This is a genomic window from Halomonas sp. 707D4 (genome assembly GCF_024158685.1).
Lineage (GTDB): Bacteria > Pseudomonadota > Gammaproteobacteria > Pseudomonadales > Halomonadaceae > Vreelandella.
On record NZ_JAMZBD010000689.1, the window covers coordinates 1 to 1249 of the forward strand.

Annotated in this window: 2 protein-coding genes; both read left to right on the forward strand. The window is 69.7% G+C overall.

What is annotated here, in order from left to right:
* Positions 1-38 precede the first annotated feature (38 nt).
* Positions 39-752 (forward strand): AzlC family ABC transporter permease, encoded by a 714-nt coding sequence (locus BIS11_RS17925; RefSeq protein ID WP_253422290.1) that lies wholly within the window; start codon positions 39-41, stop codon positions 750-752.
* Positions 749-1093: an AzlD domain-containing protein gene (locus BIS11_RS17930; protein WP_253422291.1), complete on the forward strand. Its 345-nt coding sequence runs from the start codon at positions 749-751 to the stop codon at positions 1091-1093. Before BIS11_RS17925 ends, BIS11_RS17930 begins: the two co-directional genes overlap by 4 nt.
* Positions 1094-1249: the final 156 nt, after the last annotated feature.

Genomic DNA, 1249 nt, shown 5'->3' on the forward strand with positions numbered 1-1249 from the left:
ATTCTGACCATCACCTACGATCCGGAAGAGAGCGCCTCATGAGCCACCGCCACGCCCGCATCAACGCCGCCCTTCGAGGCGCGCGCGACGGCATCCCGCTGCTCGGCGGCTACGTGCCCGTCTCGCTGTCGTTTGGCCTGGTGGCCACCCAGGCGGGGTTCTCGCCCTGGGAGGCGGCGGTGATCTCGGCGCTGATCTACGCCGGCGCCTCGCAGTTTCTGTTCGTCGGCATGGTCGCCGCTGGCGCGCCGCTGTGGCTCGTGGTGGCACTGACGCTCTTGATCAACGTGCGTCACGTGGTCTACGGCCCCAACCTGGCGACGCTGCTGCCCCGAAGCCGCCACTGGCCCTGGCTGATGCACGGGCTGACCGACCAGGTCTTCGCCCTGGCGTTGACCCGGCTACCCGAGGTGGACGAGCGCGAACGGTTCGGCTGGTTTCTGGGGGCGGCGCTGATGGCCTGGGCAGTGTGGATCGTCGGTACCGTGGTCGGCGCGGTGGCGGGCGAAGCGGTCACCGCCTACTGGCCGCTGCTGGGCGACATCATGCCTTTCGCCCTGCCGGCGCTGTTTCTGACCATGACCGCACCACGCTTCACCAATCGGCGCTGGTCGGCGGCGCTCACCGTCACGGTGCTGGCGGCGATGGCGCTGAGCCTCTCGGGCGCTACCAACGTTGCCATTCCGTTGGCGGCGGCCTGCGGGGCGCTGTGTTTCTACACGCTGCGCTTTCCCGCCGGGAGGTGCGCATGAGCACGTCGCTGTGGCTGGCCGTGATCGCCTCGGCGCTGGGCACGCTGTTGATTCGCGTGGTGCCGTTCATGTGGATGCAGCGCCGGCTCAGCGCCCGCGAGGGGCCGAACGCGCTGCCCGGCTGGCTGGCGGTACTGGGCCCCTTAATGATCGCCGCGGTGCTGGGGGTAGCGATCGTGCCGGTCAACCCGAGCGCACTGTCCTGGCTGGCCACTGCCCTGGGGCTCACCACGACGCTGCTGGTGTGGCGTCGAACGCGCTCGCTGGGCTGGCCGGTGGCCGCCGGGGTGGGCGTGTTCGGCGCGATCATGCTGCTGTCGCACGCAGTGCTGACCGGCTGAAAAAGTACCACGCATGAAAAACCCGCTCTCTTGCGAGAGCGGGTGATGTCACGAACGAGGCGCGATTGACCTAGCGCGTGCGCCGCCGCCGGCGCAAGAGCCACGCGCCGAGCAGCACGACGATGGCGACGCCGGCGACCCCCATGCCCACCCGGG